This window comes from Sphingomonas faeni (genome assembly GCF_040407495.1).
GTDB lineage: Bacteria > Pseudomonadota > Alphaproteobacteria > Sphingomonadales > Sphingomonadaceae > Sphingomonas > Sphingomonas faeni_D.
This window is the reverse complement of sequence record NZ_JAPZPP010000003.1, coordinates 79,632-93,711: the sequence shown is the minus strand read 5'-3', so window position 1 is coordinate 93,711 and position 14,080 is coordinate 79,632. Positions and strand designations below refer to the sequence as shown.

The following is a 14,080-nucleotide window of genomic DNA, read 5'->3' as shown; positions in this document are numbered from 1 at the left end:
GGGTGGGATATTGGTCAGAACTGATGGCCCGTGCGGTCGCGCTTGGTGGCGAGATACTGCGCGTTGTGGGGGTTTGAGGGGAGGAAGTGCGGCACGCGTTCGATCACCGTCACGCCTGCCGCTTCGAGCCCGGCGACTTTGGCGGGGTTGTTGGTCAGCAACCGAACCTCGCGCTGGCCGAGCAGCGTGAGCATCCGCGCCGCCACACCGAAATCGCGCGCATCGACCGCAAAGCCGAGCCGCGTATTCGCGTCGACCGTATCGAAGCCTTGGTCCTGCAACGCGTAGGCGCGGAGTTTGTTGACCAGCCCGATCCCGCGGCCTTCTTGGCGCAGGTAGAGCAGGATACCCCAGCCGCCGTGCTGGATCGCGTGGATCGCGGCGTGCAGCTGCGGCCCGCAGTCGCATTTGAGGCTGCCGAGCACGTCGCCCGTCAGGCACTCGCTGTGGAGGCGGACGAGCGGCGGCTGACCGTTGGGTTGGCCGATCAGCAGTGCGATATGCTCGTCCGCGCTCTCGGGGCTGCGGAACGCGACGATCTCCGCATCCTCCGCGCCTTCGACCGGAAGCCGCGCGCGTGCCGCCAGCGTCAGCCGGTTCGCGTCCTCGTGCGCGTCGATATCGGCAGTGGTTATGCCGACTTCGGGCTCGCCGGTGCCGAGGAAGAAGGCGGGGAGCAGTCCGGCAATCCTCGCGAGGCGTAAGGCTCCGGCCGCAGCTTCGGGATCGCTCACTGGGAGCGTGCGGAACGGACCCTTCAACGGCGTCGCGAGGTCGAATTGCGGATCGGCCAGCGCGGTCGCGGCGGCGAAGTCGATCCAGGGCGCGCGATCGACAAGCACGGGCTCGGTCGGATCCGCCGCCGCGAGCTGGTTCGCGAGCTTCAATGTCGCCGCGCGCCCCGACGAGATCAGCACGCCGCCGTTCGCTTCGGGATCGAACGCAGCCAGGCGCTCAGCATCCGCCGTCTCGACCGCGAGCAGGACAAGCCCGTCGATCGCGATCGGCCAGCCACGCCTGAGCGCGTCGACCGCGCGGGCGGCGGCGCGCGGGTTCAAAATGCGAACTCGGTCATGATCGGGACGTGGTCGGACGGCTTCAACCAGCTTCGGCAGCGTTCGTAGACGTGGTGCGAGACCGCGGCTTCGGCGGCGGCACCGGTCGCCCACATATGATCGAGCCTTCGCCCGCGGTCCGAGGCTGCCCAATCCTTTGCGCGGTAGCTCCACCAGGTGAACAGGCGGGCGGGGGCGGGGTGGAAATGGCGGCCGAGATCGACCCAGTCGCCTGACGCCTGCAACTTGCCGAGCGCCTCGACCTCGATCGGAGTGTGGCTGACGACGTCGAGCAACTGCTTGTGGCTCCAGACGTCGGATTCGAGCGGGGCGATGTTGAAGTCGCCGACCAGGATAGTGGGGCCCGCCAGTGTTTCGGACCACGTCGTCATGCGCTCGATAAAGTCGAGCTTCTGGCCGAACTTGGGGTTCACCTCGCGATTGGGGACATCGCCGCCGGCGGGGACGTAGACGTTCTCGAGCCGTACGCCGTTCTCCAGCCGGACGCCGATGTGGCGCGCCTCGCTGTTCGCCTGCCAGTCGAAGCGGTCGTCCTCGACGATCGGCACCCGGCTGAGGATCGCGACGCCGTGGTGCATGCGCTGGCCGTGCAGGACGATGTGCTCGTAACCGAGCGCGCGGAACGCCTCGAGCGGGAAGTCGCCGTCGATGACCTTGGTCTCCTGCAGGCACAGGATGTCGGGCTGCTCGTCGCGCAGAAACTGTTCGACGATGGCGATCCGGAAACGGACCGAGTTGATGTTCCAGGATACGATCTTCACCGGCGCGATGTAGCGTTGCGGGGAGATGGGGACAAGGAAGCGCGGGGCGGGATCGCAGCGCTTTATCCTCGACCGCTGGAACCCGAGCGTGCCGCTATTTCTCGTCGGTGGTCAGCTTCACCTTGTTCGGCAGCTTCTTGCCCTTGGTCCGGCGCGAGGGCAGCTGGACGGGGTTCTTCTTCTTCCACTGCGCAAACGTCATCGGGCCCTCGGGCGTGTCGATGATGGTGTCGTCGATCGAACTCATGCAAGCCTCCGTCAAGCCCAACGCGCAACAGCGAAAGGGGGGCCCTTGAAAGGGTGGTTCATTCTATCTGGAAAAATGGTGCGGCCAAGAAGACTCGAACTTCCACGGGCTTTCGCCCACAACGACCTCAACGTTGCGCGTCTACCAGTTCCGCCATGGCCGCCCATGAAACATCACCGGGCGAACCCGGCATCTGGTAGGCGAGCGCCACTAGCAAGGCTTTCCGCATCGCGCAACGGCCTTTGCGAAAAAGCGTTGGTCCGGTACCGCAAATGATGCCTGCAGCTTTTATCTCTGCCGATCTGAAGGCCGAAACGCGGCGCATTCTGGCGCTGGCGTGGCCGGTGATGCTGACCAGCCTCAACTGGACGATCCTGCACGTCACCGACGTGATCGTTGTCGGGCTGGTCGGCGCGCACGAGGTGGCGGCGCTGGGGGCGAGCCGCTCGCTGACGTTCATTGCGATCGTCACCGGGCTTGCGTGGCTGTCGGGCGTGCTCGTCCATACTGCGCGTGCCGACGGGGCGGGAGATCTGCCGCGGACTGGGCAGGTGCTCCGCGAAGGCCTCGTACTCGGCTTGCTGCTCGGGCTGGTCGTCGGCGGCGTGATGTTCGTGTTCGCGGACGTCATGCTCGCCGGGATCGGCGTCGCGCCGGCGCTGGTCGAGCCTGCCGGGCGGGTCGTGCGGGTGATGGCGTTCACCTATCCGCCGCAGCTGATGATCGTCGCCGCCAGCTTCTTCCTGGAGGGCGTCAGCCGACCGCGCCGCGTCGCGGTGGTCAACCTGTCGATCCTGCCGCTCAACGCGGTGCTGGCCTGGGCGATGTCGGGCGGTCATCTCGGGTTGCCGGCAATGGGGGCGGTCGGGGCGGCAATGGCCACTGCGATCGCGTCGGGATTGGGGGCGGTTGGGATGATCGCGGCAGCGCTGACCTTGCCGCGCGCCAAGGAGCGCGGCGTTCGGCGAATCGACCTGGCTGCATGGCGTGGCGTGCCGGCGGGAATCGCCGCGCTGGCGGTGTTCGGGATCGTGCCCGCCGTCGCGTCGGGGCTTGAGCTGGCCGGCTTCTCGATCCTGATCGCACTGTCGACGCAGTTCGGCGACGACGTCGCGCATGCGTTCCAGATCGTGTTCTCGGTCCACAACGTCACGTTCGGGTTGGCGCTTGGGCTTGGCTCCGCGTGTGGCGTCCGTGTCGGCAATGCGGTGGGCGAGGGGGATCCCAAGGACGGTATTTCGCGCGCGCTGATCGCGACCGGGCTGTCGATGCTTGCGCTGGGCGTGTGCGGGATCGTGCTGATCGTCGCGCGAGGGCCGATCGTCGCGGCGTTTCCGGCCGATGCCGCGACGCACGCGGTCGCGCTGGCGATGTTGCCGGTATGGGCGCCGTTCATCCTGTTCGACGGCGCGCAGGTAGTGCTGGTCTATGCGCTTCGTTCGCTAGGCGATCAGGTCGTCGCGGGCGTGAACAGCATCGTCGCGTATTTCGTCGTCACCGGTGGCGCAGGCTGGTGGATGGTCCACGCCGGGAGGGGGCCGATGGCGCTGGTCTATGCCTCTGGCCTCGGCATGTTGACGGCCGCGCTGTTGCACGGCGCGCGGTTCTGGATCGTGAGTCGGCGTTTGCGGCGCGCTTAGCGGCTTGCCTCGCCTGCAAAACTCAACTCGAGACGCTTCGAGTTCGCCGGCACGTTCAGCGTCGCCGAGTTGAAGTCGATCGCACCACCCGGCGCCAGCGTCCGCTGCTGCGGGGTGATCGTCCAGCTATAGACCAGCCGCCCCTGCGCATCGCGAAGTTCGGCGCGGATGTCGGGCACGCGCTGGCGCTGATCGGACGGGTTGGTCACCTGGCCACTGACCGCGAACAGCTCGGAGCCGTTGTCGAGTTCGCGCCGCTCGATCGGATTGTCGCGCAGCCGCAGCGGCGTCTCGTCGCTGCCGGTCCCGAGCCCCAACTTCGCGGCGACGCCTGGCGCACCGAGATATACGATCGCGCCCGCAGCGATCAGCATCAGCAGCCCGGCGAGCACCGCGATGATCGTCCAGCGCCGCGTCGTATTGCTGCGGGGACGGAACGGGGCTTGCTCGGCAACCGGCGGAAACGTCGGTGGCACGAACGTCGGGACGACGGTCGGTTCTGGCGCGACAGGCGCAGCGGGGACGAAAGACGGCGGAGCGGGCACGAAAGGCGCAAACCGTTCAGTAGGCTCCGCGATCGGCGGACGCGCAAGTGGGGCGAGTGGTGGCGGCGCGGCCGCGAGCGGGGTTGGCTCGGGGATCTCCAACGCGTCCTCGACCACCGGTGCGGGGGCCTGGAACCAGCTATGCCGGCAATTGGCGCAGCGCACGGTGCGCCCCTCGGTCCCGATCGCGCTGTCGGGGACCAGGTAGCGCGTGCTGCACTCGGGACATTGGAGGATCATGGATGCGCTTCACCAGCGGCCGCTGGAGCGCGACCGGTCTTGTGCCGAATAAGCACGCGGCCCGCATATGTGGCAAGCTTGAAGCGGCGCGGGCTTTCATGCGAAAGCGATGGTTCGGGCATCAAGCGGGCGAGAGCGGGCGCAACCACGTCATGGCGAATATCGTCCAATTCGAAAATGTCGGCTTGCGATACGGGTCGGGGCCGGACGCGGGACCGGAGACGTTGTCGGACGTCAGCTTCACCTTGCGCAGCGGTGCGTTCTATTTTCTGACCGGGGCGAGCGGCGCGGGGAAGACCTCGTTGTTGAAACTGCTGTATCTCGCACAGCGGCCGACGCGCGGCGTGATCCGGCTGTTCGGCGAGGATGCGGTGGTGTTGTCGCGCGACCGGCTGCCCGGGTTTCGGCGGCGGATCGGCGTGGTCTTCCAGGATTTCCGGCTCGTCCCGCATCTGTCGACCTGGGACAATATCGCGCTGCCGTTGCGCGTGGCGGGCATGCCCGAGGCGGATATCGAGCAACCGGTGCGCGAGATGCTCGCCTGGGTCGGGCTCGGCGACCGCGCCGATGCGCGCCCCGCGACGCTGTCGGGCGGCGAGCAGCAGCGCGTCGCGATCGCGCGTGCCGTCATCGCGCGCCCCGAGATCCTCGTCGCGGACGAGCCGACCGGCAATGTCGATCCCGACATGGCCGAGCGGCTGCTGCATCTGTTCGAATCGCTCAACAAGCTGGGGACGACCGTGGTGGTCGCGACGCACGACTTCCACCTGCTCGGGCGGATACCGGGCGCACAGATGATGCGGCTCGATCGCGGGCGATTGCTCGATCCGACCGGTTCGCTCCGCTATCCACCGACGCGGCCCGAATGATGAGGGTGAAGGCGCGATCATCGGCCGAACGCCGGGTGCTCGACGAAGCGGGCGGCCTGCGCGCGATGACGTGGGTGATGGCGATCATGCTGTTCCTGACGATGCTTGCCGCCGCCTTGGGGCTGGCGACCGCGGGTGCGGCGCGCTTGCTCGATCGACAGTTGGCGGGGCGGTTGACGGTGCAGGTCGTCGACGGCGATCCGGTGCGGCGTGACGCCGTCGCGGCGCGCGTGCTGGCGGCGTTGCGGACGATGCCGGCGGTCGCGACGGCAACGCCGGTCGACTGCGCCGAACTCACGCGGCTGCTGCAACCCTGGCTCGGGTCCGATGGCGCGGACCCGCAATTGCCCGTGCCGGCGATGATCGACGTCGACCTCGCCGATCATGACGGAGCGGCGGCCGCGCGCGTCGCGGCCACAGTGCGTCGCCTGAGCCCGATCGTCCGCGTCGACCGCCACGAAAGCTGGATGTCGCCCGTCAACGACGTGATGCGGTCGCTGACGTTCCTCGCGCTGGCGCTGGTACTGCTGATGGCGAGCGCGACCGCCGCGGTCGTCGTGCTTGCCGCGCGCGCGGGGCTCCAGACGCATCACGCGACGATCGCGGTGATGCACATGCTCGGCTCGACCGATCTGCAGGTCGCGCGGCTGTTCCAGCGGCGGATCGCGCTCGATGCGACGATCGGTGGTGTCGGCGGCGGCGTCGCGGCGCTGCTGGTGGTCGCATTCATCGGCATCCGGTTGCACGGGCTGGGCTCCGAACTGCTCGGCGGGGTGACGCTCGGCGGAGTCGACTGGGTGGTGCTGGCGCTGCTCCCGGTCGCGTTCGTCGTGCTGGCCACGCTCGCCGCGCGCGTGACGATCGTGCGCGCGTTGAGGCATATCCTGTGATCGTGCGGTTCCTCGGCATCCTGGGTCTCGCCTGGGCGTTCGGGTTCGCGGTGTTCATGCTGCTGTTGCCCAAGCCGCTCGACGGTTTCACCTCCGACGCGATCGTCGTGCCGACCGGTGGGGCAGGGCGGATCGACCGCGGCATCGCGCTGCTCCGCGATCACCAGGCGAAGCGGATGCTGGTGACCGGCGTCGCGCCGGGGGTGCGGCCGATCGATCTTGCGCTCGAGTATCGGACGTCGCCGGCGGTGTTCGCGTGCTGCATCGATCTGGGTGCGGACGCGGTCGATACGCGCTCGAACGCCGAGGAGACCGCACAGTGGGTGAGAGCGCACAAATACCGGTCGGTGCGGCTGGTGACCTCGGACTGGCACGTCGCGCGCGCGCGAATGGAGCTGGCGGCGGCGCTCGACCAGAACGTCGTGATCCTTGGCGACGGCGTGCCGGGGACGCCGCGGCTCGGGACTTTAGTCAACGAATATAACAAGTTGATCCTTCGCCGGATCGCATTGTGGATTGGATTTGGCGGATGATCTGGCTGCGCAACTGGGCGTTCATGCTCGTTTTCTATACGATCTCGGTGCCGATCGTGGTGACCGTGCCGATCTCGGCATTGTTCGGTTCGCGCGCGGTGATCGTGCATTCGACGATCTGGACGCGCTTCCATCGGTGGTGCGCACGCGTGATCCTCGGCGTGCATATCCGCGTGGAAGGGACGCGACCGACCGAGCCGGCGTTCTATGCGTGCAAGCATCAGGCGATGTTCGAGACGCTCGAATTGCAGGCGTTGCTCGATGGCCCGGCGATCGTGTTGAAGCGCGAGCTTGCGGATATTCCGGCCTGGGGCTGGGCGGCGCGGCGTTACGGCGCGATCGTCGTCGACCGCGAAGCATCGGCGACGGCAATGCGCAGCATGATGCGCGAGGCGACCGCAGCGAAGGCGACCGGGCGCTCGATCCTCATTTTTCCGGAAGGGACGCGGGTGTCGCCGGGCGAGCATCCGCCGCTGAAGCCGGGGTTTGCCGGGCTGTATCGTGCGCTGAAGATGCCGACGGTGCCGATCGCGTGCGACAGCGGATTGGTGTGGCCGAAAAAGGGGCCGAAGCTGCCGGGGGTGATCACCTTCCGATTCGGCGAGGTGGTGCCGCCGGGTTTGCCGCGGGAAGAGGCCGAGCGGCGAGTCCACGCGGCGATGAACGCGCTGGATTAGTTTCGGAAGGATACCCCAACCAATCCACCACCCCGGCGGAGGCCGGGGCCCCGCTGGGTAGGCCGGAGTAACGGCTCGCAGCGCAGATTGGCAACGTCGCCCAACTGGGCCCCGGCCTCCGCCGGGGTGGTGCAATTCTGAACGGGGGGAGAGACCCAGCTTACCCGTGGGTACGTCCGAAATCCTGCACGTCGTCGTCCTGGCCCTGCTCGACGATACTCCGCCGGATCGCCCGAGTCCGCGTGAACAGGTCGAACAACGCATCGCCGTCGCCCCAGCGGATCGCCCGCTGGAGATGGCTCAGGTCCTCCGAGAAGCGTTGCAACATCTCCAGCACCGCCTCGCGGTTGTTGAGGAAGATGTCGCGCCACATCGTCGGGTCGGACGCCGCGATCCGCGTGAAATCGCGGAACCCGCCGGCGGAGTATTTAATGACTTCGGACTGGGTCACTTCCTCCAGATCGCCGGCGGTGCCGACGATCGTGTAGGCGATCAGATGCGGCAGATGGCTCGTAACAGCGAGGACGCGGTCGTGGTGCTCGGGCGCCATCGTCTCGACCTGCGCGCCAAGCCTGCGCCAGAATTCGGACACGCGCTCGACCGCGACCGGGTCGGCACCTTCGGGGGGCGTGACGATGCACCAGCGGTGGCGGAACAGCGTTGCGAAGCCAGCCTCCGGGCCGCTCCGCTCGGTGCCCGCGACCGGGTGTGCCGGGATCACGGTCGCGTTGGGCAGTGCCTCGGTGAGCGCTCGGACGATCTCCGCCTTGCAACTGCCGACGTCGCTGACAATCGCATCCGCCGGCAGTTCGGCCGCGAACTCGGCAGCGACCTCGCCCATGATCCCGACCGGCACGCACAGGATGACGAGGTCGGCGTCGATCACCGCTGCGCCGGCTGAGTCCGCGACGTCGTCACAGAATTGCAGCCGGTCGGCGGTTTCGCGCACGGTCGCATCGGCGTCGTAGCCGGTGACGCGGACCGTAGGCATCGTCGCCTGCACCGCGCGCGCCATCGACGAGCCGATCAGCCCCAGCCCGATAATCGTGACGCGCGCGAACGGCAGCATCAGGCGGCTTCGACCAACGCACGCAGCGCGGCCGTAACGCCGCGCGTTTCCGCCTCGGTGCCGATCGTGATGCGCAGCGCGTTGGGCAAGCCCTGGCCCGGCAGCCAGCGGACGATGTAGCCTGCGTCCATCAGCCCGTGATACGCGGCGTCGGCGGTCAGCTTGCCCTCGAACAGCACGAGCACGAAGTTCGCCTTCGACGGCACCGCACGGAGCCCGGCATTGCCCATCTGCCCGATCTGCTCGACGAACCAGCCGCGCCACGTGTCGTTATGCGCGCGCGTCGCGTCGACGAAAGCGGTGTCGGCGATCGCGGCGACCGCCGCCGCCTGGCCAGCCGTCGTCACGTTGAAGGGCGCGCGGATGCGGTGCATCGCGTCGATGATCGGCGCGCACGCATAGCCCCAGCCGATCCGCTCGGCGGCCAGCCCGTGGATCTTCGAGAAGGTCCGCGTGACGAGCACGTTCGCCTCGGTCATCGCCAGCGCGAGCCCTGCATCGTCCTCCTCGGGCGAGAGATATTCGGCATAGGCCTGGTCGAGCACCAGCAGCACCGACTTCGGCAGCCCCGCATGCAGTCGCGCGATTTCGGCGCGTGGCGTGAACGTGCCGGTCGGGTTGTTCGGGTTGGCGACGAACACGACGCGGGTACGCTCGGTGACCGCAGCGAGAATCGCGTCGACATCGGTCGCATAATCGCGGTCGTCGACGATCACCGGCTCGGCACCGACGCGGCGCGTCGCGATCTCGTACACAGCGAAACCGTAGCGGACGTGGACGATCTCGTCGCCGGGGCCCGCATAGGCGCCCGCGATGAGATGGAGGATCTCGTCCGAGCCGGTGCCGTAGATCACGCGCGCCGGATCGAGATCGTAATGCGCCGCCAGGGCCTCGCGCAGCGCGACTGCGCTCGCATCCGGATAGCGTTCCAACGTCCGGTCGGCGGCGTCGAATGCGGCCTTGGCGGCGGGGCTGGTGCCAAGCGGGTTCTCGTTCGACGACAGCTTGATCACCGTGCGGCCATCGTCGGTCGTCGAGCGGCCGGGCGTGTACGGCGCGATCCCCAGGATCCAGGGCTTCGGCGCGGGTGCGGGCATGATGTTTGTCATGGTCGCGGGACATAGCGGGCGCGGTGGCGCGGTGGCAAATTTTTGTGCGTGGGAGTGGGGGGCCGCTTGCAAGGATCGGAACCCCGCCCGTCCAGCGTCATCCTGACGAAAGTCAGGACCCAGAGCCACGCATGTCGCCGCTCGTTACCCTGGGTCCTGACTTTCGTCAGGATGACGGTGTGAAGGGATCACAGCCCGACCGCACACTTACGACTGCACGCTGGCACGACGCTGCTGCCTTATGGTAGCGCGCGTCATGCTCGACACGTCCGCTATCGACATTCCGACCGACCAGCGCTTCGGTCTTGCGCGGCGCGTTACGTTGCCGGGGCCGCTGCGGCTCGATGGCGGCGTGCTGCTGTCGCCGGTCGATATCGCCTACGAGACCTACGGCACGCTCAACGCCGATGCGTCGAATGCGGTCCTGATCTGTCACGCGCTGACCGGGGACCAGCATGTCGCCTCGCACCACCCCCGCACCGGCAAGCCCGGCTGGTGGACGCGGATGGTCGGCGAGGGGAAGCCGATCGACCCTGCGCGCCACTTCGTCGTCTGCGCGAACGTGCTCGGCAGTTGCATGGGGACGTCCGGCCCCGCGACGATCAACCCGGCGACGGGGCGGCCTTGGGCGATGGGGTTCCCGGTCATCACGATCCGCGACATGGTGCGTGCGCAGGCGATGCTGCTCGATCATCTCGGCGTCGCCGTGCTTCACGCGGTGGTCGGCGGATCGATGGGCGGGATGCAGGCACTGAGCTGGCCCGCGACCTTCCCTGAGCGCGTGAAGGCGTGCGTCGTGATCGCCTCTACCGCGCGCCACACCGCACAGAACATCGCTTTCCATGAGGTCGGGCGGCAGGCGGTGATGGCGGATCCGAACTGGCGTGGGGGTGAGTATCACGATGACAACGCGCCGACCGCGGGGCTCGCGGTCGCGCGGATGGCGGCGCACATCACGTATCTGTCGGAAGCGGGGCTGACCGAGAAGTTCGGGCGGCGACTCCAGGCGCGCGACGCGAAATCGTTCGGCTTCGACGCGGACTTCCAGGTCGAGAGCTATCTGCGCCATCAGGGGCTCGCGTTCACCGACCGGTTCGATGCGAACTCGTACCTCTACATCACGCGGGCGATGGATTATTTCGACCTCGCCGAGGAGCATGGCGGGCTGCTCGCCAACGCCTTCCGCGCGACCAAATCGCGGTTCTGCCTCGTCAGCTTCGACACCGATTGGTTGTACCCGACCGCCGAGTCGCGTGCGATCGTCCAGGCGCTGAACGCAGCGGGCGCGCCGGTCAGTTTCGTTGAGCTGTCGAGCCCGTATGGCCATGATGCGTTCCTGCTGGAGGCGCCGGACCTGAACCGGGTGGTCGACGGCTTCCTGAAGGCCGGCCGATGACCATCACCCTGTCCGACGACGCGAGCAAGCTGCAGGTCGATCGCATCCACGGCTGGCTCGCGAGCAGTTATTGGTCGCCGGGGATCGAGCGCACTCTGGTCGAGCGCGCGATCGCCGGGTCGCATTGTCTCGGCGCGTACCAGGACGAGCAGCAGGTCGGGTTCGCGCGGATGATCACCGATCACGCCACCTTCGCGTGGCTCGCCGACGTGTGGGTCGAGGAGTCGGCGCGCGGGCAGGGGCTCGGGCGGCGGATGGTGAGCTGGTTTCTCGAGCATCCGTCGTTTGCCGGGTTGCGCAGGTTCGGGCTCGTCACCGCAGACGCGCATGGCGTGTATGCGGACCTCGGTTTCCATCCGCTGGTCCGCGCCGACCGCTACATGGAACGCCTCGCGCCCGGCCTCGCCGAGCAATTGCGGACCGCACCATGACCTTACGCACCGATCTCGCCGTTATTGCCGAGAACGTCGCGCAAGGCAGCCGGGTGCTCGATGTCGGCTGCGGCGACGGGGCACTGATGGCGGCTCTGCGCGACACGCGCGACGTCGATGCGCGCGGGCTCGAGATCGATGCGCACAACGTCGCCTCGGCGGTCGCGCGCGGGCTGTCGGTGATCCAGGGCGACGCCGATATCGACCTCGCCGGCTATCCCGACGCGAGCTTCGATTACGCAATCCTCAGCCAGACGCTGCAGACCGCGCGCGCGCCCGATCTCGTGCTCGATCATCTGCTAAGGATCGGCCGGCGCGCGTTCGTGAGCTTCCCCAATTTCGCGCATTGGCGCGTGCGGCTGTCGCTGCTGTGGGGCGGGCGGATGCCGGTGACGCGGCAGTTGCCCGAGTGCTGGTACGACACGCCGAACATCCACCACGTCACGATCGACGATTTCCGCAGCTTCGTGAAGGCGCGCGGGATCATTGTCGAGGATGCCTGGTTCCTGTCGGGCGACAAACGCACGGGGGCGGGGGGTGCCAACCTGCTCGCCGAGCATGCGGTGTTCCTGCTGCGGCGGTAATCGTTTGTGAAAAATTGCGTCGATCGGGCCATATCGGGACAAGCGGTTGATCTAAATCACCGATTTGGCGGAACCGATCGGCGGGCGACTGGTTACTTCGCCGATGACCAAGACCGCCCTCATTGTCGAAGACGAAATCTTCGTCGCGCTCGACCTCGAGAGAATCCTCATGGATGCCGGCTACGGCGTCGCGGGGATCGCGGCGGATCGCGACAGCGCGATCGCGGCGGCACCGGGCTGTAACTTCGCGTTCGTCGACATCAACCTGCGTGACGGACCAACCGGGCCGGAGATCGCCAAGCGGATGGCGCAGGATTACGGCGTCAAGGTCGTGTTCGTGACCGCCAACCCTGCGCAGATCGGCGACGCCGAGTGCCTAGGGTACATCCGTAAGCCGTTCAGCGACGCGGCGATTCTGGCTGCCGCAGCGCTGGCCTGCAACGACGATCCCATCGCTCATGACGACGTCATTTGCGCCGTCAACGGCTGAACGCGGCTTTCGGGATCATCAGGTCGACGATCAGGCCGTCGCCGTTCCAAGTTCGGTTCACACTACCACCTAGCTGACGCACCGCGCTCATTTCGATCAACTGCGTACCAAACCCTGCTGGCGTGGTCGGTTTCGTCACGGACGGACCACCTTGTTCGCACCACGTCAAACTCACCGCATCATCGCTCGCCGTGACAGTGATCCGTACAGTCCCGAGTTCGGTTGCGAGCGCCCCGTATTTCGTCGCGTTGGTGGCAAGCTCGTGGAACAGCAGCGCTAACGGCGTGGCTGAGCGATCATCGATGCTGACATCGTCGCCGGTCACGCTAATGCGCGCGCCGTCGATCCGCTGATACGGCTCGAACAATTCCTGCAACAGGCCGTGCAGGCTGTTCTGCGCGGCGGAGGGACGCGAGTTGGCGCTGTGCGGGCGGACGAAGTCGTGCGCGCGGCCAAGCGCGTTGATCCGGTGACGCAGGTCGGTCGCGATTCCTGCGAACTCCGGCTTGCCCCGCGCGGAAAAGGCGATCAGCCCGGCAATCACCGCGAAGATGTTCTTGATGCGGTGGCTCAGCTCCTGGCTGATGATCTCGCGCTCTTCATACGCCAGCTTCTGTTCGTGGATGTCGGTGCACGTCCCGAACCAGCGCTGGATCGCGCCGCTTTCATCGCGGACCGGCAGCGCGCGGCCGAGCACCCAGCGATAGGTGCCGTCGAAATGCCGCAGCCGGTATTCGATGTTGTAGGGCTCGCCGGTGTCGAGCGACTGGCGCCAGATCGCCCAGGCGCGATCCTGGTCGTCGGGATGGAACACGTCGTTCCAGCCTTCGCCGTCGGTCGTCCCGACAGGTGTGCCGGTAAACTCGTACCAGCGCGCGTTGAAGTAATCGTGGAAGCCGTCGGGGAGCGTCGACCACACCATCTGTGGCATGGTGTCGGCGAGCGTGCGGAACTTCAGGTCGCTCGCTTCCAGCGTACGGCGGGCTTCAGCCTCGGCCATCGCCTGCTCGCGCGCGGTGCGGCGGTCGTCGAGTCGGCCCATCGCCGCCTTCGCCAGCAGCGTGAGGCCGTCACGCTGGAACCGGGTGAGGCCCTCGCGAGGCTCGTTCGCCAGCACGCAGAGTGCGCCCAACGGCACGCCCTCGCTGGAGACGAGCGGGGCGCCGGCGTAGAACCGGACATACGGCTCGCCGGTCACCAGCGGATTGTCGACGAAGCGCGGATCGGCCTGCGCGTCGGGCACTTCCATCACCTCGTGATGGTGCATCGCGTGCGCACAGAACGACATGCTGCGCGGAGTCTGCTCCAGGTCGAACCCGGTTCGCGCCAGGAAACGCTGATATTCCTCCTCGACCAGGCTCAGCAACGCGACCGGGGCGTCACACAGCTCGGCTGCGAACGCCACGATATCGTCGAGCTGGCCCTTCGCCCGCGCGCCGGCGACGTCGTAGGCCGAGATCACGCGGGAGCGCTCGGCCTCGTCGAACGTGGCGGTCTTGGGAACGGAATACAGCGTCGTCACG

16 protein-coding genes and 1 tRNA gene are annotated in these 14,080 nt (G+C 67.4%); 9 read left to right on the top strand and 8 right to left on the bottom strand.

Annotation, left to right across the window (positions count from 1 at the left end):
• Window positions 1-14 precede the first annotated feature (14 nt).
• The 4 genes from ribA to O6W96_RS10350 all read right to left on the bottom strand — a co-directional run bounded on the left by ribA (window position 15) and on the right by O6W96_RS10350 (window position 2,247).
• Complete coding sequence (gene ribA / locus O6W96_RS10365) at window positions 15-1,061, bottom strand: GTP cyclohydrolase II (RefSeq protein ID WP_353469964.1); 1,047 nt, start codon at window positions 1,059-1,061, stop codon at window positions 15-17.
• Window positions 1,055-1,837 carry an exodeoxyribonuclease III gene (locus O6W96_RS10360; protein ID WP_353469473.1) on the bottom strand — a complete coding sequence of 261 codons (783 nt, stop codon included), beginning with the start codon at window positions 1,835-1,837 and terminating at the stop codon, window positions 1,055-1,057. The genes ribA and O6W96_RS10360 overlap by 7 nt, the downstream gene beginning before the upstream one ends.
• 94 nt (window positions 1,838-1,931) lie before the next feature.
• Window positions 1,932-2,084 (bottom strand): hypothetical protein, encoded by a 153-nt coding sequence (locus O6W96_RS10355; RefSeq protein WP_165886441.1) that lies wholly within the window; start codon window positions 2,082-2,084, stop codon window positions 1,932-1,934.
• A 76-nt stretch (window positions 2,085-2,160) separates the two neighbouring features.
• Window positions 2,161-2,247 (bottom strand) — tRNA-Leu (locus O6W96_RS10350).
• A gap of 112 nt (window positions 2,248-2,359) precedes the next feature.
• On the opposite strand from O6W96_RS10350, the gene O6W96_RS10345 reads away from it, so the two are divergent.
• The gene (locus tag O6W96_RS10345) at window positions 2,360-3,724 is read left to right on the top strand and encodes an MATE family efflux transporter (RefSeq protein ID WP_353469472.1); all 1,365 of its coding nucleotides are present in this window, start codon (window positions 2,360-2,362) and stop codon (window positions 3,722-3,724) included.
• Here the strand turns inward: O6W96_RS10345 and O6W96_RS10340 are convergent.
• Complete coding sequence (locus O6W96_RS10340) at window positions 3,721-4,509, bottom strand: MJ0042-type zinc finger domain-containing protein (protein ID WP_353469471.1); 789 nt, start codon at window positions 4,507-4,509, stop codon at window positions 3,721-3,723. The genes O6W96_RS10345 and O6W96_RS10340 overlap by 4 nt on opposite strands.
• Before the next feature lie 152 nt (window positions 4,510-4,661).
• On the opposite strand from O6W96_RS10340, the gene ftsE reads away from it, so the two are divergent.
• Genes ftsE through O6W96_RS10320 form a run of 4 tightly spaced genes read left to right on the top strand, consistent with a single transcriptional unit; the run spans window position 4,662 to window position 7,478 of the window.
• Window positions 4,662-5,378: a cell division ATP-binding protein FtsE gene (gene ftsE / locus O6W96_RS10335; RefSeq protein ID WP_353469963.1), complete on the top strand. Its 717-nt coding sequence runs from the start codon at window positions 4,662-4,664 to the stop codon at window positions 5,376-5,378.
• Window positions 5,375-6,268, top strand: coding sequence for a permease (locus O6W96_RS10330; RefSeq protein WP_353469470.1), 894 nt, complete (start codon window positions 5,375-5,377; stop codon window positions 6,266-6,268). Before ftsE ends, O6W96_RS10330 begins: the two co-directional genes overlap by 4 nt.
• Window positions 6,265-6,801 (top strand): YdcF family protein, encoded by a 537-nt coding sequence (locus O6W96_RS10325; RefSeq protein ID WP_353469469.1) that lies wholly within the window; start codon window positions 6,265-6,267, stop codon window positions 6,799-6,801. Before O6W96_RS10330 ends, O6W96_RS10325 begins: the two co-directional genes overlap by 4 nt.
• Window positions 6,798-7,478 (top strand): lysophospholipid acyltransferase family protein, encoded by a 681-nt coding sequence (locus O6W96_RS10320; RefSeq protein WP_353469962.1) that lies wholly within the window; start codon window positions 6,798-6,800, stop codon window positions 7,476-7,478. The genes O6W96_RS10325 and O6W96_RS10320 overlap by 4 nt, the downstream gene beginning before the upstream one ends.
• 160 nt (window positions 7,479-7,638) lie before the next feature.
• On the opposite strand, the gene O6W96_RS10315 is transcribed toward O6W96_RS10320, so the two are convergent.
• Entirely contained in the window at window positions 7,639-8,547 is a 909-nt protein-coding gene (locus O6W96_RS10315) for a prephenate/arogenate dehydrogenase family protein (RefSeq protein WP_353469468.1), read from the bottom strand.
• Window positions 8,547-9,644, bottom strand: coding sequence for a histidinol-phosphate transaminase (gene hisC / locus O6W96_RS10310; protein ID WP_435372217.1), 1,098 nt, complete (start codon window positions 9,642-9,644; stop codon window positions 8,547-8,549). The genes O6W96_RS10315 and hisC overlap by 1 nt, the downstream gene beginning before the upstream one ends.
• Window positions 9,645-9,897: 253 nt before the next feature.
• On the opposite strand from hisC, the gene metX reads away from it, so the two are divergent.
• From metX to O6W96_RS10290, 4 genes are all read left to right on the top strand, one after another.
• Window positions 9,898-11,052 (top strand): homoserine O-acetyltransferase MetX, encoded by a 1,155-nt coding sequence (gene metX, locus O6W96_RS10305; RefSeq protein ID WP_353469466.1) that lies wholly within the window; start codon window positions 9,898-9,900, stop codon window positions 11,050-11,052.
• Window positions 11,049-11,483, top strand: a complete 435-nt coding sequence (locus tag O6W96_RS10300) for a GNAT family N-acetyltransferase (RefSeq protein WP_353469465.1) — start codon at window positions 11,049-11,051, stop codon at window positions 11,481-11,483. Before metX ends, O6W96_RS10300 begins: the two co-directional genes overlap by 4 nt.
• On the top strand, window positions 11,480-12,067 hold the full coding sequence (gene metW / locus O6W96_RS10295) for a methionine biosynthesis protein MetW (RefSeq protein WP_353469464.1): 588 nt from the start codon (window positions 11,480-11,482) through the stop codon (window positions 12,065-12,067). Before O6W96_RS10300 ends, metW begins: the two co-directional genes overlap by 4 nt.
• A 103-nt stretch (window positions 12,068-12,170) precedes the next feature.
• Window positions 12,171-12,557, top strand: a complete 387-nt coding sequence (locus O6W96_RS10290) for a response regulator (protein WP_353469961.1) — start codon at window positions 12,171-12,173, stop codon at window positions 12,555-12,557.
• On the opposite strand, the gene O6W96_RS10285 is transcribed toward O6W96_RS10290, so the two are convergent.
• On the bottom strand, window positions 12,547-14,079 hold the full coding sequence (locus tag O6W96_RS10285; protein ID WP_353469463.1) for a sensor histidine kinase: 1,533 nt from the start codon (window positions 14,077-14,079) through the stop codon (window positions 12,547-12,549). The two genes, O6W96_RS10290 and O6W96_RS10285, sit on opposite strands and share 11 nt — an antisense overlap.
• Between the last annotated feature and the right edge of the window lies 1 nt (window position 14,080).

Coding starts and splice junctions, on each gene's coding strand:
- O6W96_RS10355 (WP_165886441.1), bottom strand. CDS start 2,084: ATGAGTTCGATCGACGACACCATCATCGACACGCCCGAGGGCCCGATG.
- O6W96_RS10345 (WP_353469472.1), top strand. CDS start 2,360: ATGCCTGCAGCTTTTATCTCTGCCGATCTGAAGGCCGAAACGCGGCGC.
- O6W96_RS10340 (WP_353469471.1), bottom strand. CDS start 4,509: ATGATCCTCCAATGTCCCGAGTGCAGCACGCGCTACCTGGTCCCCGAC.
- ftsE (WP_353469963.1), top strand. CDS start 4,662: ATGGCGAATATCGTCCAATTCGAAAATGTCGGCTTGCGATACGGGTCG.
- O6W96_RS10330 (WP_353469470.1), top strand. CDS start 5,375: ATGATGAGGGTGAAGGCGCGATCATCGGCCGAACGCCGGGTGCTCGAC.
- O6W96_RS10320 (WP_353469962.1), top strand. CDS start 6,798: ATGATCTGGCTGCGCAACTGGGCGTTCATGCTCGTTTTCTATACGATC.
- O6W96_RS10315 (WP_353469468.1), bottom strand. CDS start 8,547: ATGCTGCCGTTCGCGCGCGTCACGATTATCGGGCTGGGGCTGATCGGC.
- hisC (WP_435372217.1), bottom strand. CDS start 9,644: ATGCCCGCACCCGCGCCGAAGCCCTGGATCCTGGGGATCGCGCCGTAC.
- metX (WP_353469466.1), top strand. CDS start 9,898: ATGGTAGCGCGCGTCATGCTCGACACGTCCGCTATCGACATTCCGACC.
- O6W96_RS10300 (WP_353469465.1), top strand. CDS start 11,049: ATGACCATCACCCTGTCCGACGACGCGAGCAAGCTGCAGGTCGATCGC.
- metW (WP_353469464.1), top strand. CDS start 11,480: ATGACCTTACGCACCGATCTCGCCGTTATTGCCGAGAACGTCGCGCAA.
- O6W96_RS10290 (WP_353469961.1), top strand. CDS start 12,171: ATGACCAAGACCGCCCTCATTGTCGAAGACGAAATCTTCGTCGCGCTC.